This window comes from Caballeronia sp. INDeC2, from assembly GCF_023631325.1.
In the GTDB taxonomy this organism is placed as follows: Bacteria; Pseudomonadota; Gammaproteobacteria; order Burkholderiales; family Burkholderiaceae; genus Caballeronia.
The window spans coordinates 1-26,112 of the sequence record NZ_JALQDG010000028.1 but is presented as its reverse complement, the minus strand read 5'-3'; the positions used below and the strand labels follow the sequence as shown (position 1 = coordinate 26,112).

Sequence of the window (26,112 nt, the reverse complement as noted above, 5' to 3'; positions counted from 1 at the left end):
ATGGGCGCGTCATCTTTCGGCGTCGATAATGCAGGCGCGTCATTAGGCGTGCGCGGCGTCTTCACGAGGAGTCAGGCGATGAATGAGAAGGACCATCCGCAGCACGAGCTTCCCTCCAGCATTGACACGCATGCCGGCGACGCGCCAGCGGACCCCGCGCGGCGGCGGCTGCTTGCGGCGGGGGTGGGCCTCGCAGGGCTGTCGCTCGGCGGGTGCAATCTGTTCGAAAACAAGCCGTCCGCGCCCAAAACCGCAGCCGATGTCGCGCTCGACCGCACGCTCGCGGCGAAGGTTCAGCATATCGTCGTGATTTACGCCGAGAACCGCAGCTTCACCAATCTCTATGGCAACTATCCGGGCGTGCAATATCCGCTCTCGGCCGTGCCCGCATCGCATTACACGCAACTCGACCGCGACGGCCTCACGCCCATGCCCACGTTGCCGAAAATCTGGGGCGGGCTCGTGCCGCAGGCGCAGGAAGTCGGCGGCCAGCGCTTTGCGATCTCTGAGCAGCAGATCACCAACCTACGCAACGCGCCCTTCCAGATCATGGACGCGAGCGGCGCGCCGCTTCCGAATTCCGTCATCACGCGCGATCTGGTGCACCGGTTCTATCAGAATCAGATGCAGATCAACGCTGGCCGCAACAATCAGTTCGCGGCATGGGGCGACTCGGGCGGCCTCGTGATGGGCCATTACCAGAATTCCCCTGACACGCTGAAGCTGTGGGGACTCGCGCAGCAATACACGCTCTGCGACAACTTCTTCATGTCGGCGTTCGGCGGCTCGTGGCTGAACCATATTTTCCTGATCTCCGCGCAAGCGCCCTTCTATCCGGATGTGAAAGGCAGTCCGGCGGCGAAGCTGCTTGCGGTGATCGAAGGCGACGACCCGACAGGCTCGCGCCTCAAGCTCGCGCCCGATTCGCCGAAATCCGCACTCGAAGGTCCGCCGAAGTTCGTGCGCGACGGTGCGCTGACCGCCGACGGCTATGCGGTCAACACGATGTTCCCGCCGTATCAGCCGAGCAACGTGCCGCCTCCGCAAGGCGGCGATCCCCGTTACGCGGAGCGATCGAACGCGCTCGTGCTGCCGCCGCAAACCTACGCGACCATCGGTGACCGGCTTTCAGAGAAGAACATCGACTGGGCGTGGTACAGCGGCGCCTGGCAGTACGCGCTAGAGCATCGCGACACCGGCGCGGTGCCGGATTTCCAGTATCACCATCAACCGTTCAACTACTTCGCGAACTACGCACCGGGCACCGCCGCGCGCGCTCAGCATCTACGCGACGCGGGACTGGGCGACGATCCGTCGACGAACAAGCTGCTCGCCGACATCGACGCCGGCCGCCTGCCCACCGTCACGTTCTACAAGCCGCAAGGCAATCTCAACATGCACGCGGGTTATGCGGATGTCGCTTCGGGCGACCGGCATATCTCGAACGTGATCGAGCACATTCGGCGCGGGCCGCAATGGGAGAACACTGTGGTGATCGTCACCGTCGACGAAAACGGCGGCTGGTGGGACCACGTCTCGCCGCCGAAGGGCGATCGGTGGGGGCCGGGCTCGCGTATTCCGGCGCTCGTGATCTCGCCGTTCGCGAAGCAGGGCTACGTCGATCACACCGTGTACGACACCAACTCGATCCTGCGTTTCATTTCGCGCGTGCACGACCTGCCGCCGCTCGACGGCGTGGCCGCGCGGGATCGCGCGTTCGCCGCGAACGGCCAGACGCCGCTCGGCGATCTGACGAAATCGCTGGACCTCGCGTAACGGCTAGCCGCGTTCGATCCAGGCCCGCGCCGAGACTTCCAGCAGATAGCCGTAGTGCAGCGCGCCGACCGGCACGACGGCGCGCGCCGGCTTCCACGCGCCGAAGTGGCGCGCATAGATCTCGTTGAACGCCTTCCAATGGTCGACGCCGGCGAATACACCGTCACTTCGATGCAGTCCGCGAGGCTCGCGCCCGCCGCTTCGAGCACGGTGCGCAAATTGGATAATGTCTGTTCGGCCTGCTCTTCGAACGGCAGATCGCCGGTATGCGTGCCGTCCGGACGAATCGGCAACTGGCCGGACACACAGACGAGATTGCCGGCGCGCGTCGCGTGGCTGTAGTGCCCCGCAGGAATCGGCAGGCCGGGCGCGTTGATGGTTTCGATCGGTGGCATGGTCAATAAAGACAAAGTCGGTGGATTATTGATTCCGAGTCAAGTTTGATTTGAGACTATCGCCGTTTTTGCGAAAGTCGAAGCGGCTCATACTGTGCCCAACGTAGTTTGAACATTCAACGGAGCACGAACATGAACATCTTCATCACTGGCGCGGGCGGTTTCATCGGCGGGTCGATTGCGGCGGGACTCGCGCGCGACGGTCATCGCGTGCGCGGGCTCATCCGGCGCGCGGAGCAGGCCGACGAACTGAAGCGCCTGAATATCGAACCGGTGATCGGCAGTCTGGAAGATACAGACTTGCTGGCCGCCGAGGCGCGCGCCGCCGATGCCGTCATCAACGCGGCGAGCAGCGATCATCGCGACGCGGTTCAGGCGCTGATCGGCGCACTCGAAGGCACGAACAAGCCGATGCTGCATACGAGCGGATCGAGCATCGTCGGCGATGCGTCGGGCGGCGAGGCATCGGACAAAATCTACACCGAAGACGACCTGCCCGAGCCGACGCCCGACAAGGCGCCGCGCGTGGCCATCGACAACCTCGTGCTCGATGCCGCCAAACGCGGCGTGCGCTCGACCGTGCTCTGCAACACGCTGATCTACGGCCACGGCGCAGTGCCGAATACGGCGAGCGTGCAGTTGCCGCGGCTGGAGCGCCAGGCAAAGAAGAGCGGCATCGTGCGCCACGTGGGACGCGGTCTGAACATCTGGTCGAACGTGCATATCGACGATGTCGTCGAAATTCACCGCCTGGCGCTCGAAAAATCGCCGGCGGGCACGTTCTACTTCGTCGAAAGCGGCGAGGCGCAGTTTCGCGACATGACTACGGCGATGGCTCGGGCGCTCAAGCTGCGCGGCCCGGAAGACTGGCCGCTCGACGAAGCGATCAAAGAATGGGGCTACGAAATGGCATCGTACGGTCTCGGCTCGAACAGCCGCGTGCGCAGCAAGCGCACGCGGGAGATTCTCGGCTGGCAGCCGAAACGCACGTCCGTCATCGATTGGATCGAGAAGGACCTGGCCGGCTGATCGCGAATGGCGCGGCAAACTGGTTTGACCAATTTTCCGCGCCGGGGACTTGCGTCAGGCGCTACTTCAGCGCAGCCGCAAACTTCTCGATGTCTGCTTCCGGCATGCCCGACTTCGTTGCCGAGTCGCGGATCTGGCTCCACGTCGTCGGATCGATCGCGATACCGTTCGCCGTGCGGTCCGCGCGACGCGCTTCCTCCGGTTCGCCCGGCGCGTAGATCGCATCGACGCCTGACGCGCGCGGCGAGGCCTTCATCCATTCGAGGAACGCTTCGGCCTCGGCCTGCGCGGCGGGCGCATCGAAGGCATTCGGATCGACGATCACCGAGGTCATGCAATTGATGATCGCGCTCGACTTTTCCAGCGTCTCTTCGTGCGTCGTATAGCCGCCCGAGAGCGCTCCGCCGAAAATCTCGCACAGCGCGGCAAGGCCCGAACCCTTGTGCAGTCCGAACGCCGTGAGCGAGCCGAACGGCTCTTCGTGCATCACCTTGGGCTCGATGGTCGGCTTGCCTTCGTGATCGAGCAACATGCCCGGCGCGACCTTCACGCCCTTGTTGTACGCGACGCGCGTCTTGCCGTACGCGATGCCGGCAGTCGCGAAGTCGAGCACGAGCGGACTCTTGCCGTCGCGCGGATAGGCTGCGCAGAAAGGATTCGTGCCGAAACGCCGGTCGATGCCGCCGAAGGGCGCGACGAGCGGATCGCCCGCCACGTTCACGAAATGGAACGACACGAGCCCCGCCTTCGCACACTGCTCCGCCCAATGGCCGATGCGTCCGACGTGATGCGCATTGCGCAAGCCCACCGCGCACACGCCGAGCTTCCTGGCGCGCTCGATGCCGTGCTCCATCGCTTCGTAGGCGACCACTTGCCCGAAGCCCTTGCGGCCATCGACGGTCAGAACCGCGCCCGCATCGCGCACGATTTCGGCGTGCGTGTTGAGCTTCAACTGGCCCTCGCTAAGCGACGCGACGTAACGCGGGATCATGCCGACGCCGTGCGAATCGTGACCCGACAGATTCGACATCACGAGGTGATCCGCAACCAGTTCCGCCTCGCGCGGCGCGCTGCCGGCCGATTCCCAGATGGCGCGGACATAGGCGTGCAGCGTGTCGGCGGCGATGCGCTGTTCGGTGGCGGAAGGGGTGGACGTGGGGGATGCATTCATTGCGGCACTCGTCTCCGTAGTTGATGGCTCGCGCGTCCGAATCTCGCGGCGCGCGCGGGCCTATCACTTTACAGACGATCAACTGGCCTTACCAGTTTGTTTTACAAAATCGCTGAAAACGGGCGAAAAAAAGCCCGGACGAACCGGGCTTTCTAGAATGTCGACCTGTGGCCCGACGCTCAGGGCGCCGCCGCAATCACTTCCGCGACCGACGCAGTCAGCTTTTTCGCATACGGGACGTGCAGGAATTCATTCGGACCATGCGCGTTCGATTTCGGACCGAGCACGCCGCACACCATGAACTGCGAACGCGGAAACCCTTCCTTGAGCGTGTTCATCAGCGGGATGGTGCCGCCCTGCCCGATGTACGCGACGTCCGACCCGAAGTGGCGCTTCGATGCCTCGTTCAGCGACGAACGCAGCCAAGGCGCGAGATCCGGGGCATTCCAGCCGGTCGCGGCGCCCGCTTCCGGCTTGAACGTCACCTTGGCGTTGTACGGCGGATCCATTTCGAGCAACCGCTGCAACTTCACGACCGCCTTGTCCGCATCGACGAGCGGCGGCAGACGCAACGACAGCTTGAACGCCGTACGCGGCGCGAGCACATTGCCCGCGTCCGCGAGCGGCGGCAGGCCCGACGCGCCCGTCACCGTGAGCGACGGACGCCAGGTGGAATTGAGGAGCGCTTCGCGGGGATCGGTCGTTGTCGGCAGGACGCTGCCGCCATCCGCGCCGCAGCTCCACGGCAGCTTTTTCCAGACATCGTCGCCAAGGATGCGCGCGGTCGTTTCGGCTTCGCGCCGGCGCAGCATAGGGATTGGACAGTGAAAGCTCTCCGGCAGCAGATTGCCGGTGCTCGCATCTTCCAGGCGTTCGAACAGTTGCCGCATGATGCGGAACGTCGATGGCGCAATGCCGCCATAGCCGCCCGAGTGGATGCCCTCTTCCAGCACCTGCACTTCGAGATCGCCCGCGACGAGACCGCGCAGCGACGTCGTGAGCCAGAGCTGATCGTAGTTGCCCGCGCCGGAATCGAGACAGATCACGAGGCCGACATCGCCGAGGCGGTCGCGCAATGCATCGATATAAGGCAGAAGGTCGTAGCTGCCCGATTCCTCGCACGTCTCGATGATGCCCACGCAGCGCGGACGCTCGACGCCCTGCGCATCCAGCGCCGCCAGCGCGGTGATGCTGGCGTAGGTGGCGTAGCCGTCGTCGGCGCCGCCGCGGCCGTAGAGCTTGTCGTCTTCGAGCTTCGGCGTCCACGGACCGAGGCCGCTGCGCCAGCCTTCGAACTCCGGCTGCTTGTCCAGATGGCCGTAAAGCACGACCGTCTCGTTGCTGCCGCTGCGCGTGGCGGGCGTCTCGAAGAAAATGACCGGCGTACGTCCGGGCAGGCGCACGATCTCGACTTCGAGACCTTTCACCCGCTGCGTCTTGATCCAGTCGACCGCATCCGTGACTACGCGCTCGATGTAGCCGTGGCGCGCCCAGTCGCTGTCGAACATCGGGCTCTTTGCGGGCACGGCGATGTAGTCGGTCAGCGCGGGCACGATTTCGTCGTTCCATTTGCGATCCACGAACTCGCGCAGCGCGTCGGAATCGAGCCCTACTGCTTCGTCGTGTTGCGTGCTGTCGCCGATAGTCATGACCCTGTTCCCATTCGAGGCAAACTCCCATCATAGACGGGATTTGCCCACGGCTGGGGCGGCGGCAGCCAGTGCATGCACCTCTCGCGTAATTTTTCTAGCGCGTTGGCGTGACCGCTGCGCCTTCGCGCGTTCCTGATACGACGACGCGCGTCACCGCCGGGTCGGAATCGATCGACTGTTCGGTAAACGGAAAGCGCGACCAGCGCTTTGCCGCGAACGCGCGCGTTGCATCGCCCGAGTGCGGCGAGGCCGGATCGTCGGATTCGGCGTGCGAGAGCATCGTGTCGGCCTCCACGCCGTTTTCGCCGAACGTGACGACCTGCACGTAGCTGTCGCCCTGGCCGCTGATGTCCATCGGATAACCCTTCGCGTCGAGCGGACGCCGCGCGCAGACGACGGTAAAGTAGCCCGCTTCATCGCAACCGCCGTAGAGCGGCACGCGCGCGCCATTGCGCGTCGTGTAGAGCATGTCGCCACGCCGTGAATCGAGCGCGAAGCCGTTCAGCGTCAGCGCGAGCGCCGCGCCGCCGAGCGCCTGGCGCAAGTCCTGAAGCACCGCGGGATTGCCGGAATTGAATCCTGCGGGCGTCGCGAGCGGCTTCTTCGGATCGAAACCCGACTCGTACAGACGCTCCGGCGCGATACGCGTCGCGCGCAGCCAGAACTCGTCCCACAGATTCGCCCCGCGCGCATCGATATCGGCTGTGCCGTTCCATTTGCGCAGGACCTCGCAGGCCTCGTGCAGCGGGCCGACCGCTTCGTTGACCGTGCAGACCGCATCGAGCAGCGGCTGTCGGTAGAGCCGCTCGGACATCGAATTCGTCTCCAGCACCGCCGATTCGAGCGCTTCGCGCGTCACGCCGCCGCGCTCGCGTTGCAGGCGCGCGGCGAGCAGATGACCGTAACGCGTGCGCAGCGATTGCTCGACGCCCGTCGCGCCCGCGATGCGCGGATAGCCCGACATCGGCGCATTCGCGTTGGTGAGCCAGTAGCTGTCGTTGAAGTTGCCGACATAGTCACCGCGCACGGTGTTCGGCAGTTGCTCGACGGGCAGCGCGCCCGGCTGCACGCTCGACGCATCGACGCGCCATGCGCACGCGCTCTTCGAGCCGTCGAGGAACGGCACGCCCGGCACGCGGCCCGCGAACGCGCGCCCGGCCGGCGTCGTGCATGCCTCCCCGAGCGCGTCGGGCACGTTCGGGATCGGGCCGATGTCGGCGAACCAGACACGCTCGTCGCCGCGCCCGATCGCGAAGGTGTTCGCCCACGGCATCGCGGCGTAGCGCTTCTGGATCGCCATGAAGTCGGCGAGCGAGCGCGCCTGGCTCCACGCGAAAAAGTTCTGAAACGCCCGCGTGTTGTCGATGTTCACGTCGGCGAGCGCATACGCGCGCTGCGCGCTCCAGCCGAGTCCCTGCGCCATCGGCGACAAATCGACGACCGGACCGTAGCGCGTCCTGTACAGCGTGCGCGACACGGATTCGTAGGTGCCATCGGCGCGGCGCGAGCGCACCGTGAGCGGCACGGGCGTCATCGCTTCACTGTGGCCATCGACGAGGTAGCGCGTCGGATCGGCGGGATCGAGCGTCAACTGGAAAATGCCGAAGCGCCGCGCGCTCGACACCGTATGCGTCCACGCGATGTTCTCGTTGAAGCCGAGCACGATCAGCGGCACGCCGAGAAACGACACGCCCGCGACGTTCAACTGGCCGGGAATCGTCAGTTGCGCCTGATAGAAACGGTCCGGGCCGCGCCAGAACCAGTGCGGATTGCCGAACAGGATGCTGCGTTTGTCGCGCGTGATCGGGGCGCCGAACGCGAGCGCATTGCTGCCGATGCCCGGATTCTCGCCGATGGAAAAGCGCAATGATTCGAGCGCGGGTTGCGCTGCGTCGGACGTTGCGGCGGGCTTCGGCGGATGCGCCATCGCGATCGGCGTCACGAAGCGCGCCGAGCCGCCCGCGAGATTGGCCGCGATCAGGCGCAGGTAGACGTCGTCGGCGCTGATCTTGTCGACCCATGGCTTGCCGCGACACGCCGTATGCGCGTTCGGGAAATTGCCCCCGTTCAGATCGGCGAGATAGCGGTTGTAGCCGTTCGCGAAACCGTCGATCAGATTGCGCAGTTCGGCCGGTTGCGCCGAACGGTAACGCTCGACGGCCCCCTGATCGCCGATCAAACGAAAGAAGAAATCGGCGTCGATGTTGCGCGGCTGGCCGAAGGTCGCGGCGGACGGCGGGCGCGCATCCGGACCGAACCATGCCGAGCGCTCGCCACGATACGTGACGAAGCCGTCCGCGAGCGTGCACAAGTTGTCCTGCGCCTGCGCGTAGCCGAAACCGAAGCCGAGGCCGCCCCAGTCGGCGGCGCGGATATGTGGAATGCCGTCCTGCGTGCGGCGGATCTCGGCGCTCCACGCGCTCTGCGCGGTCGAACTCGCCTGGCCGCTCTCGACCGACGATTCCGGCGTCGCGACGCAGCCGGCCAGGAACGCGCTCAGAAGCATGCCGGAGATCGCAAGCTTGACGAATTGATTCATCGCGTGAGTCCCCCGGTCCGATCGACGTGATGACGGGCGCTTTGCCGCCCCGCGCGCAGTATCGCATTGTGCGCAGCGCGATACGCCGCCAAATTCTAGCCGCTCGCGTCTGTCAGGCGTTGCCGTTGCACAATGAAGCGATGAACGATCCATCCGATCACACCTCCAATCCGCGCCCGGTGCCGCCCGAGCGTCCGCTGCCGGAAGACTGCTGTCAGAGCGGCTGCAATCCGTGCGTTTTCGATCTGTATCAGGAGGCGCTCGAGCGCTATGAGGCGGAATTGCGCGCGTGGGAAGCGCGGCATGAAGCGCCGTGAATCGTTCCGGCCGTTTCGAGCAAGCAACTGAGCGGGGCGCTATGCTTGTGTCCCCTGTCGCTATCGAAACCAGAACTCAAGGAGCGCAATCCCATGTCTCTCACGATGTATCGCGCATCGATTCCCGTGTTTATTCGCGGACTCGAAGTCTGCGCGGATCTATTGAAAAAAGGCGCCGCCTTCGCCGATGAAAAAGGCCTCGCCCACGCCGATGTGATCAACGCGCGCCTCGCGCCCGACATGCTGCCGCTCGCCGCCCAGATCCAGCGCGCGAGCGACACGGCGAAGCTCTCGGCGGCGCGCCTTTCGGGCGTCGAAGCACCGCGCTTCGAGGACGACGAAGACAGTTTTACGGCGCTGCAGGCACGCATCGAGAAAACGATCGCGTTCCTGAAGAGCATCGACAAGGCGTCGCTTGCCGGCTGCGAAACGCGCACGGTTACGTTGAAGTTTCCGGATTTTTCGCCGTCGTTTTCGGGCGACGATTATCTGTTTGGCTTCGGGCTGCCGAACTTCTATTTTCACGTCGTCACGACGCACGACATCCTGCGCCATCTCGGCGCGCCCATCGGCAAGCGGGATTTTCTCGGGCCGCTGAAGTGATCTGAACGCAGCGTTTGGTGAGCCGCCCGATCGGACGATCGAGCGGCCACGTGAAGGCGCGTGCGAGAACTAGCCCTGCCGCGCCGCGATCTGCTTGCGCCAGCCCGCGAGAATCCGCCGCGCGAGCGCATCGTAGTCGCCGCCGAAGTGATGATCGCCCGGCAGCTTCACCACTTCGATACCCGTCTTTGTCAACTGCGGACACAGCGTGTCCTCTTCCTTCTCGCCGTAAATGCATTGCACCATCGGCGGCGGCAGCTTGTTGAATTCCGGCCGCACCTTGAGCGCCTTTTCGCTCGCGCGCATGCCGAGCCAGCCGGTCACACGGATCTGAAAATCCGCCGCGGGCGAGAATCCCATCAGCGAGATGTACGACACCTGCGCCCGCACTGCGTCCGGCAGACGGTTATACGCGAATGGCATCACATCGGCGCCGAACGAATAGCCGACGAGCGCCACATGGCTCGTATGCCAGCGCGCGTTGTAGGCGCGGATCACGCGTGCGATGTCGTTGGCCGTTTGCTGCGGCGTCTTCTCGCTCCAGAAGTAGCGCAGCGAGTCGATGCCGATCACCGACACGCCATCGCGTTGCAGCGCGAGCGCCATCGTCTTGTCGAGATCGCGCCAGCCGCCGTCGCCAGAAATCACGATCGCGAGCAGATCGGTCGGTTGCGCCGCGCGCAGTTCGATAAGCGGGAGATCGGAGACGTCGCTGTCGGTTGCGGGTTCCGCCTTTTTGAGGTGCGGCACGGTCATCGCGACGAGCGCGGCGGCCTTCGTCTGGCTCGGTTGCAGCGCCGTGCGCTCCAGGAAGCCGGGCAAACCCTTCACGTGAATGATGGTCGGGTCCGGGGGGCACGGTTTGAAGCGTGCGTCGAGTTGCGCATCGGCGGAAAGCGACACCGCACCCGCGACGGTGTTGTCGGGCGCCTGCTTCAGCGAGCTTTCCGCGAGGGTCGCGCCCTGCCCGGTGCCGACGAGAATCGGCGAAAAGTAATGATTCGACTGCACGGTGCGTTCGAGCTGATGGCTCATGTTCTCCGCATCGCCGACGAGGTTATGGCAGGACTTCTCCGTCTTGTCGGCGGCAACGCGCGCGGCGTAACGAGGCGTATCGACGCCGATCACCATCGCGCCTTTGGCGGCGAGCGCGTCGGCGGCGGCCTGATCGGCCGGCGTCCATCCGCTTTTCTCGGAAAACAGCACGACAAAGCCGGTCATGTCGCCGGTGGGCTTCGTGAGCGTCACCTGACCGTAACGTCCGCCGGGAATCGATTCAGCGGCATGGGCCGCACTCATCATGGACGCACCACAGACGGCGGCCGCCACGAGCGCCGCCGCTTTCTTGCAAAGGAATTTCATGAACGCCAACCGCCCGCGAGGAGCGAAAGATCCGCTAAAGTGAAAAATACGCCAACCGAGCCGGACGCCGCGAGATAACGCGGCTCCCAGCGCGGCTGGAACTTGCTTTTGAATCCGCGCAGTCCGCGGAAGTTGTAGAAACGGCCACCGAAACGCCAGACGAGCCCCGCGAGCCGATGCCAGTGCGACGCGAGCGGCGTCGGTTCCATGCCCGACAGCGGCGCGATGCCCAGCGACAGCGATTTGAACCCCGCTTCCTTCAGATGCAGCGCGAGCTTGGTGAAGAGGTACTCCATCGCGTAAGACGACGCAGCCGACACATGGCGCATCACGCCGACGGTCGCTTCGGTGTTCATGTCGGTCGTCATGAAGGTGACGAACGCGACCGGCGCGCCCTGCTGACGCACGAGCAGCACCGACTGCGCCGCGAGGTACTCCTCGTTGAACGCCGCGACCGAGAAGCTCTTCTCACGCGCCGAGCGGCTGTTGAGCCAGTCGTCGGAGATCGCGCGCAGCATCGGCATGCTTTCGGCGATGTGCTCCGGCCCGATGACTTCCGTATCGAAGCCATCGCGTTCGCCGCGCTTCAATGCATAGCGCAGATGCGAGCGATGCGAACCCTTCAGATCGAACTCGGAAAGCGCGACGTGCGCCTCCTCGCCGAGCTTCATCAGCGTGAGGCCGGCGTCGAGGTAGAGCGGCAGCGCATCGGCACGCACTTGATAGAACGCCGCGCGGCCGTTGTGCGCGTGCGCGAGCTCGACGAATTTGCGGATCAATTCCGCCCACTCGCGGCGCGGACCGACCGGATCGTGCAACGCGGCCCACGTACGGCCGTGCTTCGCGTACATCAGGAACGCTTCGCGCGACTCGGAGAAGAGGAAGCTCTTGTCGCCCATCATCGCGAGACCGGCGTCGCTGCGCTCCTGCGCGCGGAAGATGCGCGCGGCATCGGCGAGATCCTGCGGCGCGGGTTTCACGAAACGGCCCGCCGCCGGACGCAGCAGTTGCCATACGCCGAAGGCCGCCGCGAACACCGCCGCCGCGAGCGTCGCACGCAGCGCACGCGGGGCGCGCTCGTCGAAGGCGAATTGCCACCAGAGATCGCCGCTGTACGGCACGTCGCGGAAGGCGAAGAGCATGATCCACACGGCGAAGGCCATCACGACGCCGATCGAAATCAGCCACGTCGCGGTGAAGCGCTCGGCGAAGAGCGACGAGCGGCGGTTGAAGCGCTCGCGCGTCAGGACGAGCAGCACGACGAGAAACGCGAGCACGCCGGCTTCGACGAACGCGAGACCTTTCGCGAGCGACAGCGCGAGGTTCGTCACCGCAAGCGCGAGCGCGAGCCACCAGGCGGCATCGAGGCGGCGCATCAGACCGCGCGCGACGAAGAGGAGCAGCACGCCGAGCACCGAGCCGAGCAGTTGCGAGCTTTCCAGCACCCACAGCGGGACGATGGTCTGCAACAGCGCGATACGCATCTTGAACGCGGGCGTCGCGCCCGAGATGACGAGCATCGAGCCCGCTGCGAACGTGACGATCGACAGGAACAGCGGCGCGAGCTGCGACACGTGACGCCGGCTCAGCATGCCGAAGCGGCCCTTGAGCGCACGGCCTTCGAACGCGGCCATTACACCGGCGGAAAGGATCAGCGGCAGGCCGAAATAAATCGCGCGATACGCGAGCAGCGCGGCGAGCACGTCCGGCGTCTGGGCGCTGTTGCCGAGCGCGAACACCATCGCCGCCTCGAACACGCCGACGCCGCCCGGCGTATGGCCGATCATGCCGAGCAGCATCGCCGCCGAGAACACCGTCATGAATTCGCCGAAACCGACTTGCGCGTTCGGCAGGAGCGCCCAGAGCGCGAGTCCGGCGCCGAATACATCGACGACGGCGAGCGCAGTCTGCGAGACGAAATCGCGGCGCGCCGGCACGGTGAACGACAGCCACTTCCAGCGCGAACGCAGCGTGCGCGGCGCGCTGCCGCAGACGACGACCATTGCGACGAACACAGCGAGCAGCGCCGCGCCGGTCACGCGCAGCACGGCCGGCGGCACGTGCATCATGGCCGACAGCGTGTTCGCGCCGAACAGCATGCCGGCGGCGGCCATGAACGCAAGGGACAGCGCCAGCGTGACGCTCGTAAAAATCGTCAAGCGGCCGACCTGCGCGGGCGTGACTTCGGCCGCGCCGTACACGCGGCAGCGCACCGCGCCGCCCGTCAAAGCGCCGAAGCCCGTCACGTTGCCGAGCGCCGAGCCGACCGTCGCGCCGACCCACAGCAAGGAGCGCGGCACCGCGACGCCGATGTGCCGCAGCCCGACCGCGTCCCGCCCGACGAGCGCGGCAAAGCTGAGCGCGGTGGCAAACAGCGCGGCCATCCACGCTTGCGGCGTCATCATGCGCAGCGAGTGGATCACCGATTTGTAATCGACCGAGCGAGAAAGATGCTGGAACACCACGAGCAGCAGCACGCAGATGACGACCGTGAGCACGGGCGCGGCGAGCCGCTGGAGATCGATGCCGCCGGATGGACGTCCGATCGGGGAAATGGCGCGAAGCCGGGCAAGCAACTTTGTGCGAGACATGCGTTCTATCAAACTGGCTCCCGCCGCGCATCGGCCGCAAGCGATCGATGGCAACGGTACAACACGGTTATCTGGGCCCGCGCACTACGCGCGGTCGGAGAGCGCCACTTCGGCTCCCGCCGCCCGCGCTCGCGCCATACAAAAGGCTTCAAAGCGTGAAACGCCTGTATAACGGCGGCGGTTGACCAGACTTGACTAATATTGGGAAAACTACGGACCGAAAGGTTTGCAATCAGATCTGGCGCGGTTTCCCGGACGGCTCGACCAGCACGAATGACCGACCGCCTCTACTTTACGGTTTGTCAGGAAAGCGGTTAGGATCGACGGCCACGAAGCGTTCGGGCGTCGACGAGCACGGGACGGTAGCTTAAGCGGATACTACAAAAAAAGGCATCGGAATCATGAGAAAAAACATCGCAATCTTGTTTGCCGCAATCGGCGCATCCGCGTTGAGCGCGTGCGTGTCGACCGACGACGCCCTGCTCAAGACCGTGCCCTTCGGGTCCGGCACGTCGCAGTACAAGCCGTACGATTTCATCCGCTGCGTGAAGGAAAAATGGACGCCGATCGCGCCGCGGGTGCGCGAATACTCGCCGAGCGCCGATACGCTGGCCGTTTCGGTGCCGAGCGGCGGCATGACGAGTCAGTCGGTGGTGCTGGTGATCGCGCAGGCGTCCGCGAACGGCACGGGCTACACGATCTACGGCGACGTCGCAGCCGCCGGCCGCTACGTCACGGCGACGCACACGTGCGATTAAGCTGCCGTCTTAGCGATCAGGAAGGCTTGCCGTTGCGCATGTCGACGCCGGCCAGATGCGTCCCGACGACGCGTCCGATCAGATAACCGTCCGATGCGCACGCATTGGTGCGCTCCTTGCCGTCCCACTGGATCTTGTACTGATCGTCGAGCGAATGGACCGTGGATGCGTCGAACTTGCGCCGGGCCTTGCCGCCGTTGCGCACGTCTTCGCTCACGAGGCGGTTCCAGGTCAGCGCGTAGCCGTAGCGCACGCCGTCGGCGAATGCGGTGTCGTCGCAGACTTGGGACGGGGGCGTCGTCTTGAGCATCAGATGGTAGCCATTCGCGGTGCCGACCATGATGCGCTGCTCGCCCGGCGGTGCCGGGGGGGCGGGCGGCCTGGCCGGAGCCTGAACCGCCTGCGTGGCCGATGCCGCCGACGCCGCCGCGGCCGCGTCGGTGCCGTTCTGCTGCGGAAGCGGCGCGCATGCGCCGAGAACGAGCGCCGCTGTCACCGTGATGGCCGTGCCGGCGCCTTGCATTTTTATGAACGTCATCCTGCGAATCACCTACGCTGACCCCATCTCAAATTTAGTCCGGGCTCTACCTTACCATCCTTGGGTGTATTCCTCGGAGCGATCAGAAAGAGGCGCCGCAGATGCGACGACGCGGGCGCCTTAGGGGCGGCCCGCGTCGAAAAAGATGAGTGTGACGCTCAGGACGCCGACGACGTATTGCTCATCGGCATTTCGATTCCCCGCCGCGCCATCTCGACGATCAAAAACGTTCGCCGCGTGACGTGAAAGCGCGCGAGCAGATCGCTCGAATATTCCTTGGCGGTGTTTTCGCTGATGTTCATTTTGCGCGCGATGGCCTTGTTCGACAGCCCCTGCAGCAGATAGCGCAACGTTTCGGTCAGGCGCGGCGGCAGATCGAGCGATTCGACTGTGACCCCCGCGTGCGGCGAAACTGGTTTCGGGCTGTGGCCGCCCTTGCCGAGCACCGTGTTCGGCAGGTAGACGCGTCCGTTGAGAATCGTTTTCAGCGCTTCGCGGAACACGCCCGCGCCCTGCTCACTGCCCTTCGAGATGAATCCGCACGCGCCATTCTTGATGCATTCGAGCACGGTGTCGCGATCGTCCTGCGCGGAAAGCATGATCGTCTGGATCTCGCGCTCTTCCTCGCGAATCCAGTTGAGCAGATCCATGCCCGTGGCCTGGCCTCGCAAGTGGTAGTCGAGGAACATCAGATCGTAGGTATTGGCGGACAGCTTGGCTTTCGCTTGCTCGAAGCCGTCGGCTTCGTCGATTTCGAGCAACGGCTCGTTCGCCAGGATGAGGCTTTTCATGGCGCTCCTGGTGAGCCCTTCGTCCTCTACTAGCAACACAGTTTTGAAATAGCCATTTTCCATTGCGACGCTCCGAGAACGGTTCCGATATTACGCGCGCGCCGTGCGACTACCACCCCCCTTTCGCAGGGATACATTCGGCAGTCTCCCAAAATCCTCCGCATCCCCCTCCCGTGCCGGGTTTAGCCGCCGGCACGTTCCGTCGAAACTGGCCGCAGTCGAATCAACCACATAACGCAATACGAGAATGGAGGATGAGATGTCAAGCCGCCTTGCCGACAACGAACGAGAATTCGCGTTGTGGCGAATCAAGCGGGCCCGCACGGCCGATACTTCCCGCCGTGTGCTGATTGCCCATAAGGACAAGTCGATCGGCGATTCCCTCGCCGTGCAACTTCGGCTCAAAGGCTTGCAGGTCATTCATTCGCAGGATCTGAAATCCGTGCGCGCGCTGGTGCATAGCTGGCAGCCGCAGGCGCTGCTTCTCGACACGAGTCTCGACAACGATTCCGGCTACGTCTTTCTGCGCACGCTGCGCATGGACGCCGACGTCACGGGACGGCTTCTCGTCGCGATGAGCAACGTGTGGCCGGCCGACCCGGTTCAGACGCTCAAGGAAGCCGGTTTCGATGCCCACTGCCGTCGGCCTTGCGCGACCTGGCGCATCGTCGATCTCGTGGAGTCGTTCTTTTCCATGCCGCTCACGCGCTGAATCTGGAGGTGCCGCCATGAACAGGGACCTTTGCCTCGTCGCCGGGGGATGGTTGCCGGCGAATGCGTCGCGCGTTCCTGCCGTTCGCGAGCGCGCCTGCGTGGAAGCGCGCGTCAGGCGGCGTCGCCGTCGCGCGGGGCCGGGCTCGCGCCGGTTGCCATCGCGAGCGACGCCCGTATTTCACTACCTGGCTCGATGATGGCGATGCCGGTTCTCGGCAGCCCTTGCGCCGCGAGGTTGAAGCCGTCGCTCACGTGCGACACCGGTTCGACGCACAGATAACGCGCGCCCGCCGGACAATGCACGACGGCGTGGTTCAACGTGTCGTCGGCTTGCAGTTCAAGCGTGCGGCCATCCGCGTAACGCAGCGTGGCGCGGCCGTCCCAGCCGCTCAGATAGCGCGTGTAGCCCTCCGTTTCCCGCACATGTCGATGCGCGGGCGGCTTGAGCGTCGGCTCGATCGCGATCTCCGCTTCGTGACGCCAGTGCGTCGTTGCATGAAGTTCGGCTTCATGCGCGCCGAAGTACGGGTGAAAGCCGAGGCCGACCGGCATCGGGCTGGCCGACCGGTTCGCGACGCGCATCGACAAGCGCGCGCCTTGCGCATTGGCTTCGATCAGCTGCACGGCCTCGAACGCCCACGGCCAGCCCTGCTCGCCCTCGCCGTGCACGTAGCGCAACACGACACAATCCGCCTCCTGAAGTTCGACGTTCCACGCCGCGAACTGGCCGAAGCCATGCAGCGCGTGCGCCATGCCGGGAAACGTCGCGAGTTCGACGATGGAACCGCCCGGCGCGGCAAAACGCGCATCGCGCACGCGGTTAGAAAACGGCACGAGCGGATAGCTGCCGCCCTTGGGCCACGCATCGCACGGCCAACTGGCGGCCGTCAGCGGCACGAGCCAGTCCTGCCATCCGCGTGCGCCTTGCGTGGCGAAGCGCGTGATGCGCCCGCCCGCCGCCGGCGCGATCTCGATGACATGCGGCCCGCTCGATATGCTCAGGCGCGGCTCGGCGTTCAGCGTTACGACTTCACGAAATTTCGTCACGACACGACTTCGATATAAAAGAACCCGCGCAGGCAAACGTCACTGCTTCTGTTCCTTCACGCGCGACACGAGTTGCGTCGGGCTCACGAACTGCAGCGCGATCAGCACCCAGACCATCGTGATAGCCATGTAGATCATCGCCATCGCGTCGATGGATTGCGGCGCGCGCACGCCCGTCGAGAACACGGCGTAATAGAGCGCCACGACGAGCGTTTGCGTCGTCGGCCCCGCGGTGAAGAACGTCAGCTCGAACATGCCGATGGTGCGCACCAGCACGAGCAGTCCCGCCGCCAGCATGCCGGGCACGAGCAGCGGCAGCAGCACGTAGCGGAAGTAGCGGAACGTGTTCGCGCCGAAGATGCGCGCGGCCGATTCGAGATTCGGATCGATCTGCTCGATGAACGGCGTCATCACGAGAATGACGAACGGCAGCGCAGGCACCAGATTCGCGAGGATCACGCCGGTCAGCGTGCCTGCTAGATGGAACTTGTACATGACCGTCGCCATTGGGATGCCGTAGGTCACGGGCGGCACCATCAGCGGGAGCAGGAACACGAGCATCGCGAAACGCTTGCCGGGAAACTGCACGCGCGCGAGCGCATACGCCGCCGGCACGCCGAGCACGATGGACAGCAGCACCACCGCGCCCACCACTTCCAGCGTCACGAGCAGCACGCTCGACAGCTGGAAATCACTCCACGCCTGCGCATACCAGTGCAGCGTGAAGCCCTGCGGCAGGAGCGTGCCGAACCAGCGCGTCGCCACCGAGTTCACGGCGACGGTCGCGATCAGCAGCAGCACGTTGACGAGGAAAAAGCCCATCGTCGCCCAGACGAAGAACTTCCATAGCCTGTCGCGCAGGCTCACTTGCTGTTTCATGTGCTTGCCGGTGCCGTTTGCGGTTTGGGTCGGCGCGCCGGCCTGCCAGCCGGATGCCGCGCGGTTATCGGTCGTCATTATCCCTTGCCTCCCGTCACCGGACCCGTATAGAAGAAGCGGCGCGCGCCGAGCATGCCGCCCACCACGAGCAACTGGACAAAGCCCATCACGATCGCGATGGTCGATGCGAGCGCGTAGTCGTAGCTTTCGAACGCGGCTTCGGATGCGGCGATCGAGATCACGCGCGTCGGACCGGCGGGCGCGCCGAGCAGCACCGCCGACGGAAACACCGAGAACGCCTGCACGAACGAAAGACACGCGGTCATCGTCAGACCGGGCAACAAGAGCGGCAGATAGATCTGGCGGAACTGTTGCCACGGGCTCGCGCCGAGCGTCGCGGCGGCGCGCGCGAGCGTCGGATCGATGCCCGTCACATACGACAGCGTCAGCAGAAACGCGAACGGAAAGCCCGACACGATCAGCGAAATCAGCACGCCCCAGTAGTTGTGCGTGAGGCGCACTTCATCGCTATAGAGATGCAGCGCCTGCAATGCCTGCGGAAACCAGCCGTTCGGGCTGAAGTACGTCAGCATGCCGTCGGCGATCAGCACCGTGCCGAGCGTCACCGGCACGACGAGCAGCGTCGTTACGAACTTCTGCCACGGCGAAGTGCGGCGCAACGCGAACGCGACCGGCACGGACACGCCGACGTTGATGATCGTCGCGGGCACGGCGAGCTTCAGCGTGACGATGATCGTCGGCCACATCGACGAGTCGGTGAAGAACGTGATGTAGTTCGCCCAGACGCTGCCGCCGTTCATCGGATTGAACGACAGCATCAGCCCGTAGGCGAACGGATAGATGAACAGCGCGAGGATGAAGAAGAGCGCGGGCGTGACGAGCCAGCCCTTCGGATCGCGCTGCGCGGGAAGCGCGATCATTTTTCTTCTCCGTACACGAGCGTTTTCGACGGCGCGACGCGCAGGGAGATGCGCTCGCCTTCGCTGCATTCGCCCGCGATGCGCGCCCACAGCTTGCCGAACGCGGTATTGACGATGATGAGCGAATCGCGGCCGCCGTATTCGACGACCTCGACGTGCGCATCGAAGGCGTTCTCGGCGCCGGGCGTCGCGCGTTCCATGTCTTCAGGACGCAGCGCGACGGCCACGCGCTTGCTGTCGAAACCTTCCATCGGCGTGCCGATGAGCCGCACGCCGTTCGCGTTCACCGCGACGGTTTCGCCCTGCGTGCCTTCGAGGGTCGCCTGCACGACGTTGCGAAAACCCATGAAGCGCGCGACATGCAGATTCTTCGGCCGCGAATAGACTTCCTTCGGCGAGGCCACTTGCTGGACGACGCCCTCCTTCATCACGACGATGCGATCGGCCATCGACAGCGCTTCGTCCTGATCGTGCGTCACGTAGATGGTCGCGCGCTCCAGCTTGCCGTGGATGCGGCGAATTTCGGCGCGCATCTCGATGCGCAGCTTGGTGTCGAGGTTCGAGAGCGGCTCGTCCATCAAGACGAGCGGCGGCTCGATGACGATCGCGCGCGCGATCGCCACACGCTGCTGCTGACCGCCCGACAGTTGACCGGGAAGCTTGGCGTCGTGACCGATCAGTTGCACGAGCTGCAGTGCGGCCTTCGCGCGCTTGGTCGCTTCCGCCTTCGGCATGCCGCGCATCTTCAGGCCGAAGCCGACGTTGTCGAGCACCGACATATGCGGAAACAGCGCGTAGTTCTGAAAGACCATGCCGAAACCGCGCTTTTCGGGCGGCAACACGTCGATACGCTTGTCGTCGAGCCAGATGCCGCCGCCCGTCAGCGGTTGCAATCCGGCGATGCAGTTCAGCGCGGTCGACTTGCCGCAACCCGACGGCCCGAGCAGCGCGATGAATTCACCGCGCTGGATGTTCAGATCGAGTCCCTTCAACGCTGCGAGCTGCTGCCCTTCCGCGTTGGTGAAACTGCGCGAGACCGAGTCGAGGCGCAACTGCTCAAAAGTGTGCTTCATGACAATTCCTGCGCTTTTTTTGTGCAAGCGGCGACGCGCCCTGACGGGAGCGTCGCCGTCTCATTACAGCGTTATGCCGACTTACTTGGTCTTCGCCGCGCCGATTTCACGGTCCCATTTCTGGAAGGCCGCGACCATCGCCTGCGCATTGAGCGGCAGCACGTGCGGACGATCGGCAAGCAGCTTCGCGTATTCGGGCCGGCCGAACTTCTGGATGACTTCCTGGCTCTTCGCGGGGGCCATCGAGAGCGGTACGTCCTTCACCGCCGGGCCCGGATAGAAGTAGCCATCGTCATAGGTCAGCGCCTGCTGCGCCGGCTCGAGCATGAAGTTCATCAGCTTGTAGAGCACGTCGAGCTTTTCCTTCGGCACGCCCTTCGGGATAACCATGTAGTGGGCGTCGTTCACCCAGGTCATGTTGTCGAATGCGCCCACTTTGAACTCCGCGGGCACGATGCCGAGCGCGCGCGGGTTGATGTCCCAGCCGGTCACCGTGACCGTCATGTCGCGCGTGCCTTCGCCCAGTTCCTTCATGACGGCCGACGTGCCGCCCGGATAGTATGGAATGCAGTCGTTCAGCTGCTTGAGGAACGCCCACGTCTTGTCCCAGCCGTTGATTGGATCCATCGGATCCTTGTCGCCGAGCACGTACGGCAGGCCCATCAGGAAGGTGCGGCCCGGGCCGGAGTTCGCCGGGCGCGCGTAGATCAGCTTGTTCGGATGCGCCTTGCACCATGCGAGCAGTTGATCCGGCGTCTTCGGAACGTCGGCGACCTTGGCCGGGTTGTATTCGAGCAGCGGACCGGCGGGCATATAGGTCACTTCGAGACCGTAACCCTGCGCGATGTCCTGCATCTTGCGCGGGCCGGGCGCGTATTTGTCGAGCACGCCGGGGAATGCCTTCGCGTTGTCGGGAAGCAGTTTCTCCCACAGGCCTTGCTGGATGCCGGCCGCGAGTGCGTCGGTGCCGGTCACGACGAGGTCGATGTCCGAGCGCCCCGCCGCCTGCATCGCCTTGATCTTGCCCGGCAACTGCGGCGCGGGCGCGTTCGTGAAGGTGATGCTGGAGACCAGATCGGGATATTTCGCCTTGAACGCCTCGAAGCCCTTTTGCGTCAGTTGAAGATTGCCCGCAACGTCGACGATGTTGATCGATACGGCATCGGCCGCGTGTGCCGCGCTCATGCCGAAGGCCGCGCTGACCGCGACGCAAACTGCCGCCAGTTTCACTGACAGTCCTGCCTTGAAATCCATGTTGTCTCCTCACTTCTCTCGCAACCCGTGGTCGGGAAAAGGTCCGGTCGTATCGTCGATCGCCGGCCTGTTTGTGCTTCTTTGTTGATTCGTTTCTTGATTCGTTTGTGCGCCGCTTGCCGGCACCTTGAATGTAGCGTGTCTCTGTACGCGTGCGTCCTCTTGGCGACCGGATGCTGAAAAATAGCTAACAGGGTCATAGGATGTCAAGCAAATTGGGGCTTTCGAGGCTGTTACCGAAACCTTGATGAGGCGGTTTTTCTTCTGGCGATAGCGGTTTGCGGGAGGTGTCGGGAGATACCCGGAGCGGTTGTTACCTGTCGGTTTAACCTTTGTTTCCCTCGGAATTCGCTGCGTGTTTCCTGAAGGTTGCGGGTGTTGATGTGCTCGCGGCCAAGCGTCTGTTGAATCAACGCCTACGGCGCGAGCCATTCGATGGAGCGGTTAATGGAGCGCGCAAGAGTGCTCGCGAGAATTCGGCGCGGCCTTTGATGTCGGCGCGCTCTTCAGCAGGAGCAAAGGCGACCGTTATTGATCTTTTAAGAACGCGAACGGCACCGGACCGCGAGGTTCACGATACCGAAATCCTATGCACGGCAGTAGTTGCACAGTTCGCTAGCCAGTCCTAGCCACGATGTGCGTCTGATCGGCGCGGCTTGCGCTCGTTTCAGTTGAGAGCCGAATCACGTGGGCGTTGTGATACCGCTCGCTCTGCTGCTGCGGGGAAAGTGAGCGCTGAACGATCGAAGGTCCACGGAAGCGCAGAGATCATCCGAAGTTGTCAAACAAATCCGCCTTCGTTTGGAGCGATTTTGCGGATACACGCGAAGGTTGTGTGACAACTGCACCGATGGTTAGTCGCCGAACATCCGATCGAGCGCGTTCTCAAGATGCGCCCTCATCGCCTTCCCGGCGCGAACCGAATCGCGCGTACGGATCGCTTCGAGCACTTCGAGATGTTCACGTTGGACGACGCGCTGTCGTTCGAGCGTCTTTACGAACGACAAATTGCGCGACAAATTCATGCTGACTTCGACCTGTTCCTCGATGAACGACAACGCGCTGATAAAAAACTGGTTCTTCGACGCCCGCGCGACCGCCAGATGGAATGCAAAGTCGTCTTTCGCGCCGATGCCCTGCTGCGTTTCGACGACGCGCTCGAGCTGGTCCCAGGCGTCCCGAATCGCGTGAATAGCCCCATCTTCGCCCTTGACGGCGGCCAATTCCGCGGCGCCTGACTCCGTCACGATCCGAAATTCGTAGCAGCGGCGGATGTCCGACAGCGTTTCGAGCGGGGCGAAACGGCGCACGTCGGGATCCGGTCGGCGTCCGACAATCGTTCCCGAGCCGCGCCGCGTCACAATGATGCCGTCCGCACGCAGCCGCGCCAGCGCTTCGCGCACGGTCGGGCGAGAAGTCGCAAACCGTTCGGCGAGCGCGTGTTCGGTGAGAAGCCGGTCGCCCTCCTTGAACTCGCCCTCGACGATGCTATTGAGGATGTCGCTGTAAATCCGGTCGGCGAGTCCGGATGACTTACGCTCGTTCATGTTCGCGCTTGACGTGCTTGTCAGGGAGGAGACCCGATTGTAAGGCAGATTTGCGAGAGGAACGCCGCCGGAAGTTGAAGCGCGGCAATGCAAAATCGGTCGACGCAGTGACTGCGTCGACCGACCTCGATCACTCGGCTGTTACTTCAGGCGCTACCACTGATGACCCGCGCCGATCGTGAAGCCAACGTTGCCAGAACTGCTGGTATTGCCCGACGCCTTCACGACCCACCGATCGTCCTGCGTCACGTACGAAATACCGATCGCCGCGCCAGATGCGCTCGCGTAACGCGCCCCCGCGATAGCCACCATGGTCTTGCCCGGACCGGTAGGCTGCGGCAATCCCGCTGCTGCCATCGCCGCGGCGATGCCGCCGTAAGCCGTGCTGGCGACGTTGTTGATCTGGCTCTGCACGCCGGCGATGCGCGAATCCGTATAGCTCTGCGCCTGCGCGGATGCCAGGTTCAATTGTCGGACATTGACCGCGTCGGTGTCTTGCTTGCCGTCGGCGACGTTCGTGATCTGGCGTTCGTTGCCTGCCGATCCGACGGACACCGTGTTCGCCCGGTCGGCCACCGAGTTCGCACCGAGCGCGACGGAATTGTCCGCGCTCGCGTTCGCGTTCGCGCCCATCGCCGTGGCATGCTCGCCGGTGGCGGTGGCGACCTCGGCGGTGCGATCCCCGTTGGCCGCGAACAACGGATTGCCACCGCTCTCGGCGATGTCCGTCACGCGGTCGAGCGCGGCGTTCATCTGGTTCACGTTCACGGCATCCGTGCCTGCGGCGCCGTCCGCGACGTTGTGAATCGTCGTCGCGCCGGTGCCGTTGCCGAGCGTCAGGTTCGCGTAGTCGGGTTTGCCGTCCGCGCCAGTGCCATAGGTGACGGCAGCCTTCGACGAGCCGTCGCCGTTGATCAGGCCCGCCTGCTTCAACTGCGACACATTGACGGCGTCCGTGTCCTGCGTGCCGGCCGCGACGTTCGTGATTTGACGCGACGCGTTTGCCGAGCCGACCGAAACGGTATTAGGACGATCCGCCACCGAGTTCGCGCCCAACGCCACCGAGTTGGCCGCCGTCGCCGACGCACCGCCGCCGATCGCCACCGAGTCCGCGCCCGTCGCAGACGAATCCGGCAGCGTCGAATTGGCGTGGAAGTACTTGATCCCGCCGCCCGTCGTGATGTTGTTCAGCGTGTTGTTGATCGTGGTGATGTCGGACGTGTTCTGCGCGACGCGGCCGTCGAGGTTGGTGAGCGCATCGCCGACGTTGTCGAATGTCGAGTTATCCGTGAACTTGTAGGCCGGCTTGACGATTTTGCCGTCCGCATCCACGGTTGCTCCGCCGCCCAGCGCGGCCGCGGCGCTTTGCGCGGTCGTAAAGAGCTGCGAGCCGTTGATCGCTTCGCGGCTCGTCTCGTCGACCTTGCCGTTGGCCACGTTATCGATCGTGACCTGCGCTGTCGGATCCGCCGCGTGCAGCGTAACTTTGGTGCGCGACGAATCGTCGTAGGTCACTGTGTTTGCCAGGCTCGACGAGATCGTCGAAGTCAGCTGCGAGACGTTGACGGCATCGTTCGCGTCGATGCCCGCCGCGACGTTCGTGATCCGACGCTGCGAGCTTGCCGAGCCTACCGATACTGTGTTCGGCTGATCAGCCAACGAGTTGGAGCCGAGCGCGACGGCGTTATTTGCAGATGCGATCGCGTTGCCGCCGATCGCCACCGCATCGGTGCCGGACGCGGAAGAATCGGCGAGGGTCGAGTTGGTGTGGAAGTACTTGATGCCGCCGCCGTTATTGATCGTGCTCAGCGTCGTGTTGATGATGCTGATGTCCGATGTGTTCTGCGTGACGCGGCCGTCCAGGTTCGTGAGCGCATCGCCGACGTTTTCGAACGTCGAATTGTCGGTGAACGTGTAGGTCGGCTTGGTGATCTTGGCGTTGGCGTCCACGGATGATCCGCCGCCCAGCGCCTCGGCGGCGCTTTGCGCGGTCGCGAAGAGCTGCGAGCCGTTGATCGCTTCGAGGCTGTTTGGATTGACCGCCCCAGGCGCGACGTTCTTGAGCGTAACGGGCGTGCCGAGCGTGCCGAACGTCACGCTCGTGTGATTCGGATCATCGTACTGGACGGTGTTGTATAGCGCGACCGACAGTGAAGTGACGCCCGTCGACAGCGAGACCACGGCGCTCGAAGTCGAAGTCGAAAGCGTATCGATGCCGGTTGACAGGGATGTTACGGCCGTAGAGGTGGACGCGGACAGCATGTCGATACCCGTCGACAGAGACGCGATGCCGGAGGTTACCGTGCTGAGTCCGGTGGAAAGCGACGCGACGTTCGAGGTCATCGTGCTCAGGCTCGTCGAGGTCGATGTCGAGAGCGAATCGAGGTTCGATGTCACCGTGCTTAGGCCCGTCGAGGTCGATGCCGACAGCGAACTTAGACCCGACGTCACCGTGCTCAGACCCGTCGATGTCGAACTCGACAGCGAGTTGAGATCGGAACTCACCGTGCTGAGGCCCGTGGAAAGAGAATCAATGTTCGACGTAACTGTGCTCAAACCCGTCGAGAGTGAACTCACATCGGACGTCACTGTGCTGAGTCCGGTGGACAGCGAACTCACGTTGGATGTGACCGTGCTCATGCCCGTCGACAGCGAACTGACATCGGAGGTCACGGTGCTTAGTCCGGTGGACAGCGATGCGACGCCCGACGTCACCGTACTCAAGCCTGTCGAGGCGGACGTCGATAGCGAATCGAGGCCCGAAGTCACCGTGCTCAAACCCGTCGAGGTCGAACTCGACAGAGAGTCCAGACCGGACGTCACCGTGCTGAGACCGGTCGACAACGAACTCACGTTGGACGTGACCGTGCTCACGCCCGTTGACAGCGAACTGACATCGGAGGTCACCGTGCTCAAGCCGGTGGACAGCGATGCGACGCCCGACGTCGCCGTACTCAAGCCTGTCGAGGCGGACGTCGACAGCGAATCGAGGCCCGAAGTCACGGTGCTCAAACCCGTCGAGGTCGAACTCGACAGAGAGTCCAGACCGGACGTCACCGTGCTGAGACCGGTCGACAACGAACTCACGTTGGACGTGACCGTGCTCATGCCCGTTGACAGCGAACTGACATCGGA

The 26,112-nt window shown here is 64.2% G+C and carries 21 protein-coding genes and 1 pseudogene; 7 read left to right on the top strand and 15 right to left on the bottom strand.

Going from position 1 to position 26,112, the window contains the following annotated elements; all coding sequences use genetic code 11:
* Positions 1 to 78 precede the first annotated feature (78 nt).
* Complete coding sequence (locus NCS28_RS17720; RefSeq protein ID WP_250515069.1) at positions 79 to 1,776, top strand: acid phosphatase; 1,698 nt, start codon at positions 79 to 81, stop codon at positions 1,774 to 1,776.
* 3 nt (positions 1,777 to 1,779) lie between these two features.
* Here the strand turns inward: NCS28_RS17720 and NCS28_RS17715 are convergent.
* Positions 1,780 to 2,171: pseudogene (locus NCS28_RS17715) on the bottom strand (RidA family protein).
* A 132-nt stretch (positions 2,172 to 2,303) separates the two neighbouring features.
* On the opposite strand from NCS28_RS17715, the gene NCS28_RS17710 reads away from it, so the two are divergent.
* On the top strand, positions 2,304 to 3,200 hold the full coding sequence (locus tag NCS28_RS17710) for an NAD-dependent epimerase/dehydratase family protein (RefSeq protein ID WP_250515068.1): 897 nt from the start codon (positions 2,304 to 2,306) through the stop codon (positions 3,198 to 3,200).
* Between the two features lie 61 nt (positions 3,201 to 3,261).
* Here the strand turns inward: NCS28_RS17710 and NCS28_RS17705 are convergent, their stop codons facing one another.
* The 3 genes from NCS28_RS17705 to NCS28_RS17695 all read right to left on the bottom strand — a co-directional run bounded on the left by NCS28_RS17705 (position 3,262) and on the right by NCS28_RS17695 (position 8,562).
* The gene (locus NCS28_RS17705; protein WP_250515067.1) at positions 3,262 to 4,371 is read right to left on the bottom strand and encodes a malate/lactate/ureidoglycolate dehydrogenase; all 1,110 of its coding nucleotides are present in this window, start codon (positions 4,369 to 4,371) and stop codon (positions 3,262 to 3,264) included.
* A 179-nt stretch (positions 4,372 to 4,550) separates the two neighbouring features.
* Positions 4,551 to 6,020 carry a M20 family metallopeptidase gene (locus NCS28_RS17700; protein ID WP_250515066.1) on the bottom strand — a complete coding sequence of 490 codons (1,470 nt, stop codon included), beginning with the start codon at positions 6,018 to 6,020 and terminating at the stop codon, positions 4,551 to 4,553.
* A 97-nt stretch (positions 6,021 to 6,117) separates the two neighbouring features.
* Complete coding sequence (locus tag NCS28_RS17695) at positions 6,118 to 8,562, bottom strand: penicillin acylase family protein (protein WP_250515065.1); 2,445 nt, start codon at positions 8,560 to 8,562, stop codon at positions 6,118 to 6,120.
* 92 nt (positions 8,563 to 8,654) lie between these two features.
* Here NCS28_RS17695 and NCS28_RS17690 point away from each other — a divergent pair, with 92 nt between their 5' ends.
* Together NCS28_RS17690 and NCS28_RS17685 are read left to right on the top strand one after the other, a co-directional pair.
* Positions 8,655 to 8,879 (top strand): oxidoreductase-like domain-containing protein, encoded by a 225-nt coding sequence (locus tag NCS28_RS17690; RefSeq protein ID WP_502801204.1) that lies wholly within the window; start codon positions 8,655 to 8,657, stop codon positions 8,877 to 8,879.
* Between the two features lie 93 nt (positions 8,880 to 8,972).
* Positions 8,973 to 9,482 carry a DUF1993 domain-containing protein gene (locus tag NCS28_RS17685; protein WP_250515063.1) on the top strand — a complete coding sequence of 170 codons (510 nt, stop codon included), beginning with the start codon at positions 8,973 to 8,975 and terminating at the stop codon, positions 9,480 to 9,482.
* 69 nt (positions 9,483 to 9,551) lie between these two features.
* Here the strand turns inward: NCS28_RS17685 and NCS28_RS17680 are convergent, their stop codons facing one another.
* Positions 9,552 to 10,844 carry a virulence factor family protein gene (locus NCS28_RS17680; protein ID WP_250515062.1) on the bottom strand — a complete coding sequence of 431 codons (1,293 nt, stop codon included), beginning with the start codon at positions 10,842 to 10,844 and terminating at the stop codon, positions 9,552 to 9,554.
* The gene (mprF, locus tag NCS28_RS17675; protein WP_250515061.1) at positions 10,841 to 13,435 is read right to left on the bottom strand and encodes a bifunctional lysylphosphatidylglycerol flippase/synthetase MprF; all 2,595 of its coding nucleotides are present in this window, start codon (positions 13,433 to 13,435) and stop codon (positions 10,841 to 10,843) included. The genes NCS28_RS17680 and mprF overlap by 4 nt, the downstream gene beginning before the upstream one ends.
* Before the next feature lie 401 nt (positions 13,436 to 13,836).
* Between mprF and NCS28_RS17670 the strand changes: the two genes are divergently transcribed.
* Positions 13,837 to 14,193: a hypothetical protein gene (locus NCS28_RS17670; RefSeq protein ID WP_250515060.1), complete on the top strand. Its 357-nt coding sequence runs from the start codon at positions 13,837 to 13,839 to the stop codon at positions 14,191 to 14,193.
* A gap of 16 nt (positions 14,194 to 14,209) precedes the next feature.
* On the opposite strand, the gene NCS28_RS17665 is transcribed toward NCS28_RS17670, so the two are convergent.
* Together NCS28_RS17665 and NCS28_RS17660 are read right to left on the bottom strand one after the other, a co-directional pair.
* The gene (locus NCS28_RS17665) at positions 14,210 to 14,731 is read right to left on the bottom strand and encodes a hypothetical protein (protein ID WP_250515059.1); all 522 of its coding nucleotides are present in this window, start codon (positions 14,729 to 14,731) and stop codon (positions 14,210 to 14,212) included.
* Positions 14,732 to 14,889: 158 nt separating this feature from the next.
* Complete coding sequence (locus NCS28_RS17660; RefSeq protein ID WP_061115843.1) at positions 14,890 to 15,585, bottom strand: response regulator transcription factor; 696 nt, start codon at positions 15,583 to 15,585, stop codon at positions 14,890 to 14,892.
* A gap of 196 nt (positions 15,586 to 15,781) precedes the next feature.
* On the opposite strand from NCS28_RS17660, the gene NCS28_RS17655 reads away from it, so the two are divergent.
* Positions 15,782 to 16,234 (top strand): response regulator, encoded by a 453-nt coding sequence (locus NCS28_RS17655; RefSeq protein ID WP_250515058.1) that lies wholly within the window; start codon positions 15,782 to 15,784, stop codon positions 16,232 to 16,234.
* Positions 16,235 to 16,347: 113 nt separating this feature from the next.
* Here NCS28_RS17655 and NCS28_RS17650 read toward each other — a convergent pair whose 3' ends face one another.
* From NCS28_RS17650 to NCS28_RS17620, 7 genes are all read right to left on the bottom strand, one after another.
* Complete coding sequence (locus NCS28_RS17650; RefSeq protein ID WP_250515057.1) at positions 16,348 to 17,283, bottom strand: aldose epimerase family protein; 936 nt, start codon at positions 17,281 to 17,283, stop codon at positions 16,348 to 16,350.
* Between the two features lie 39 nt (positions 17,284 to 17,322).
* Positions 17,323 to 18,240, bottom strand: a complete 918-nt coding sequence (locus NCS28_RS17645) for an ABC transporter permease (RefSeq protein WP_250515056.1) — start codon at positions 18,238 to 18,240, stop codon at positions 17,323 to 17,325.
* Positions 18,240 to 19,103, bottom strand: coding sequence for an ABC transporter permease (locus NCS28_RS17640; protein WP_250515055.1), 864 nt, complete (start codon positions 19,101 to 19,103; stop codon positions 18,240 to 18,242). The genes NCS28_RS17645 and NCS28_RS17640 overlap by 1 nt, the downstream gene beginning before the upstream one ends.
* Positions 19,100 to 20,176: an ABC transporter ATP-binding protein gene (locus NCS28_RS17635; protein ID WP_250515054.1), complete on the bottom strand. Its 1,077-nt coding sequence runs from the start codon at positions 20,174 to 20,176 to the stop codon at positions 19,100 to 19,102. The genes NCS28_RS17640 and NCS28_RS17635 overlap by 4 nt, the downstream gene beginning before the upstream one ends.
* Before the next feature lie 81 nt (positions 20,177 to 20,257).
* Positions 20,258 to 21,361 carry an ABC transporter substrate-binding protein gene (locus NCS28_RS17630; RefSeq protein ID WP_502801203.1) on the bottom strand — a complete coding sequence of 368 codons (1,104 nt, stop codon included), beginning with the start codon at positions 21,359 to 21,361 and terminating at the stop codon, positions 20,258 to 20,260.
* Between the two features lie 923 nt (positions 21,362 to 22,284).
* Entirely contained in the window at positions 22,285 to 22,977 is a 693-nt protein-coding gene (locus NCS28_RS17625; protein WP_250515052.1) for a FadR/GntR family transcriptional regulator, read from the bottom strand.
* Between the two features lie 153 nt (positions 22,978 to 23,130).
* Positions 23,131 to 25,158: a YadA family autotransporter adhesin gene (locus tag NCS28_RS17620; protein WP_250515051.1), complete on the bottom strand. Its 2,028-nt coding sequence runs from the start codon at positions 25,156 to 25,158 to the stop codon at positions 23,131 to 23,133.
* On the opposite strand from NCS28_RS17620, the gene NCS28_RS17615 reads away from it, so the two are divergent.
* On the top strand, positions 25,133 to 26,112 hold a 980-nt coding region (locus NCS28_RS17615; protein ID WP_250515050.1), incomplete at its 3' end, for an MSCRAMM family adhesin SdrC. The two genes, NCS28_RS17620 and NCS28_RS17615, sit on opposite strands and share 26 nt — an antisense overlap.

What these genes read in the sequence shown, in the direction of transcription:
- NCS28_RS17655 (WP_250515058.1), top strand. Translation starts at nt 15,782, where the DNA reads ATGTCAAGCCGCCTTGCCGACAACGAACGAGAATTCGCGTTGTGGCGA.
- NCS28_RS17660 (WP_061115843.1), bottom strand. Translation starts at nt 15,585, where the DNA reads ATGGAAAATGGCTATTTCAAAACTGTGTTGCTAGTAGAGGACGAAGGG.
- NCS28_RS17645 (WP_250515056.1), bottom strand. Translation starts at nt 18,240, where the DNA reads ATGACGACCGATAACCGCGCGGCATCCGGCTGGCAGGCCGGCGCGCCG.
- NCS28_RS17720 (WP_250515069.1), top strand. Translation starts at nt 79, where the DNA reads ATGAATGAGAAGGACCATCCGCAGCACGAGCTTCCCTCCAGCATTGAC.
- NCS28_RS17710 (WP_250515068.1), top strand. Translation starts at nt 2,304, where the DNA reads ATGAACATCTTCATCACTGGCGCGGGCGGTTTCATCGGCGGGTCGATT.
- NCS28_RS17695 (WP_250515065.1), bottom strand. Translation starts at nt 8,562, where the DNA reads ATGAATCAATTCGTCAAGCTTGCGATCTCCGGCATGCTTCTGAGCGCG.
- NCS28_RS17665 (WP_250515059.1), bottom strand. Translation starts at nt 14,731, where the DNA reads ATGACGTTCATAAAAATGCAAGGCGCCGGCACGGCCATCACGGTGACA.
- NCS28_RS17670 (WP_250515060.1), top strand. Translation starts at nt 13,837, where the DNA reads ATGAGAAAAAACATCGCAATCTTGTTTGCCGCAATCGGCGCATCCGCG.
- NCS28_RS17635 (WP_250515054.1), bottom strand. Translation starts at nt 20,176, where the DNA reads ATGAAGCACACTTTTGAGCAGTTGCGCCTCGACTCGGTCTCGCGCAGT.
- NCS28_RS17700 (WP_250515066.1), bottom strand. Translation starts at nt 6,020, where the DNA reads ATGACTATCGGCGACAGCACGCAACACGACGAAGCAGTAGGGCTCGAT.
- NCS28_RS17705 (WP_250515067.1), bottom strand. Translation starts at nt 4,371, where the DNA reads ATGAATGCATCCCCCACGTCCACCCCTTCCGCCACCGAACAGCGCATC.
- NCS28_RS17680 (WP_250515062.1), bottom strand. Translation starts at nt 10,844, where the DNA reads ATGAAATTCCTTTGCAAGAAAGCGGCGGCGCTCGTGGCGGCCGCCGTC.
- NCS28_RS17625 (WP_250515052.1), bottom strand. Translation starts at nt 22,977, where the DNA reads ATGAACGAGCGTAAGTCATCCGGACTCGCCGACCGGATTTACAGCGAC.
- NCS28_RS17630 (WP_502801203.1), bottom strand. Translation starts at nt 21,361, where the DNA reads ATGAGCGCGGCACACGCGGCCGATGCCGTATCGATCAACATCGTCGAC.
- mprF (WP_250515061.1), bottom strand. Translation starts at nt 13,435, where the DNA reads ATGTCTCGCACAAAGTTGCTTGCCCGGCTTCGCGCCATTTCCCCGATC.
- NCS28_RS17685 (WP_250515063.1), top strand. Translation starts at nt 8,973, where the DNA reads ATGTCTCTCACGATGTATCGCGCATCGATTCCCGTGTTTATTCGCGGA.
- NCS28_RS17640 (WP_250515055.1), bottom strand. Translation starts at nt 19,103, where the DNA reads ATGATCGCGCTTCCCGCGCAGCGCGATCCGAAGGGCTGGCTCGTCACG.